The sequence below is a fragment of the Desulfovibrio sp. SGI.169 genome, from assembly GCF_050313595.1.
Lineage (GTDB): Bacteria > Desulfobacterota > Desulfovibrionia > Desulfovibrionales > Desulfovibrionaceae > Desulfovibrio.
The window spans coordinates 1-2,161 of record NZ_JBNPLS010000067.1 but is presented as its reverse complement, the minus strand read 5'-3'; the positions used below and the strand labels follow the sequence as shown (position 1 = coordinate 2,161).

The window sequence follows — 2,161 nt, the reverse complement described above, 5'->3', positions numbered from 1 at the left end:
TTTTCAAAAATTAAAAAGGATATAAATTGGCCACTGCCGGGCCTGATTTCTCCATGCTACACAAAGCTCAATCCCTTTTGAACTTGTTCAGCCCTTGCGAGGAGGAATCATGTTGGAACAACTTACCCGGAAGGAACAGAAAATAGTCAATCTCTTGATGCAAGGAATAACACCAAAAAAATTGCCAATAGGCTCTGTATGTCGCATAAACCCATACTCCTGCATCTATTTCATGTCCGCAAAAAATTTTCTGTACATACAACAATAGAAATCGTGCGATGTATAGGAGAGATGATGACTTACCAAAAGACATCTATAAAACTTACACCTCGGGGAACTTCCGTCTTTCATCTGTCTCTTAACGGATTCACAACCGCAAGGATTGCTCATTATCTGAATATGACCACAAGTGGTGTCCGACGCCATAGAGAAAAAATGCTCATGGCTAATGGTTGTAATTCCATGCTGGAGTTGGCGGCAAAGTATTACTAAACCTATATTGAGCAATAATTTCAGGTATTTTTATGGAATTTGAAAGCCGTACCATTATTCTTTCCACACCGGAAGCGCTGCTTCCTCTTATTACAGAAGCTGTCCGACTCGCAGGATATGAGAAAACACAAAATGCTTCAGAATATCCGACAAAAAACTGCTTGCCCCGAAAGACGTGGAGAAAGAGTTCGGCATTCACCAGAAAACGCTTGCCTACTGGCGTCTGGAAGGTATTGGCCCGGCATATACGAGCTTCGGCAGGCGCGTTTTCTATGAACGCGCCGTGCTGGAAGAGTATATTGCAGCCGGGCGCATTCCAACTTCGGAATCAAGATGATGAATTGTTCAGTTCGCCAGCATATCTCCTATAATCGAGAGCTTTTCGTTTTCCTGCCCAGGGAAGAGATGAGCATATCTCATGGTCATGGAAATATTCTTGTGGCGCATGAGCTTTTGCAGCTCCATGAGCGTGACCTTGCCGGATTGCGCCAACCACGAGGCGAAGGTATGCCTCATGGTGTGCAGGGTGACGGCGTACAGGCTGTCGCCGTCTTTTGGTGCACGGCTGAGCTTTCTGACGGCTGTCTGGAAACAGGCGGGCGTCTTGTCAAACGCCGTCCTTTTGCGGGGCTGCTGGAAGATGGGTTCCGCCGGCTTGCGCCTGTACGCCCGAAACATCTGGATCATATCTTCGGGCACACGGACGAAGACACGTTTTCCCCCTTTCTGAATGATATAGAGGCCGCAGGCGTTGGCATCCACGTCCTGCCCTCGAAGTTTAAAAATTTCCGTAGGCCGAAGGCCGGTTCGCAACGAAAGCAGGGCCATATCATGCAACTGTGGATGCCGCTCTTCGAGATCGTCCAGAAGGGCTTTGGCTTCCTCTCTGGTCAAGAAACGCAGTCTTTCATTGTTGGCTGTCACCATTTTCCATGTGCCGCCTCTGGTGGACAGGGGATTGACGCCGCTCCATGCGCCGGTGGCAATGGCACGGTTTATGGCGGAGCGCATGAACGAGAAGATATTGTTCACGGTCTGCCCGGCCAGAGTTTTCCGCTTCCCTGTTCCGGGGTTGGAATTTCCAGTGGTCTTTTTGCGCTTTGTATTCCCTGTAGGCGTTTTCAGGAGCTGCGCCTTGAGATTGGAGAGCAGATTCGGGGTCAGCTCGACAACGGGCAGGGCGTGAATTTTGGCCTTGAGATGGGCGCTGTATTGGCTATAGTGCTGGTCAACATACTTTCCCTCGCTTCTGCCCCAGACAAGATAGGCATCGACGATCTCCCCGATGGTGATTTTATCCCGTTCAATGGGATTGACGCCGGTGGCCTCAAACTCGGCAAGGAATTTTGCCCGCTCTTTTCTCGCTGTGGACGGACGTATTGCCTTTACTGTGTCTGCCGACGGTTTTCCAGTGGCCTTTGCCTTCATGGTCAGCGTACCAGAAGGCATAGATGAGATCGGGCTTGCCTGTGCGCGGATCACGCTTGGCGGACTCGCGGCAGAAAACGCTCTCAAACTTGGTTTTTATGTATTTTCGGCTAGTTGTGCTTTGCATGAAGGCAGGATAGCCAGTGAAATCTATTTCTGCAAGATGCTTATCCAAAACTTATCCAAAATGAATTTTCCGGATAAAAATTTTGAAGATAATCATTTGAATTTAGTCATACAT

Annotated in this window: 3 protein-coding genes; 2 read left to right on the top strand and 1 reads right to left on the bottom strand. The window is 48.7% G+C overall.

The window, feature by feature from the left end; genetic code table 11:
- The first annotated feature begins 667 nt into the window (after positions 1-667).
- Positions 668-829 (top strand): helix-turn-helix domain-containing protein, encoded by a 162-nt coding sequence (locus ACQRA4_RS13725; protein WP_427823612.1) that lies wholly within the window; start codon positions 668-670, stop codon positions 827-829.
- An 8-nt stretch (positions 830-837) separates the two neighbouring features.
- Here the strand turns inward: ACQRA4_RS13725 and ACQRA4_RS13720 are convergent, their stop codons facing one another.
- Positions 838-1,920, bottom strand: a complete 1,083-nt coding sequence (locus ACQRA4_RS13720) for a tyrosine-type recombinase/integrase (RefSeq protein WP_427823611.1) — start codon at positions 1,918-1,920, stop codon at positions 838-840.
- Between ACQRA4_RS13720 and ACQRA4_RS13715 the strand changes: the two genes are divergently transcribed.
- Positions 1,904-2,161: hypothetical protein (locus ACQRA4_RS13715; RefSeq protein ID WP_427823610.1), on the top strand; the 258-nt coding region annotated here is incomplete at its 3' end. The two genes, ACQRA4_RS13720 and ACQRA4_RS13715, sit on opposite strands and share 17 nt — an antisense overlap.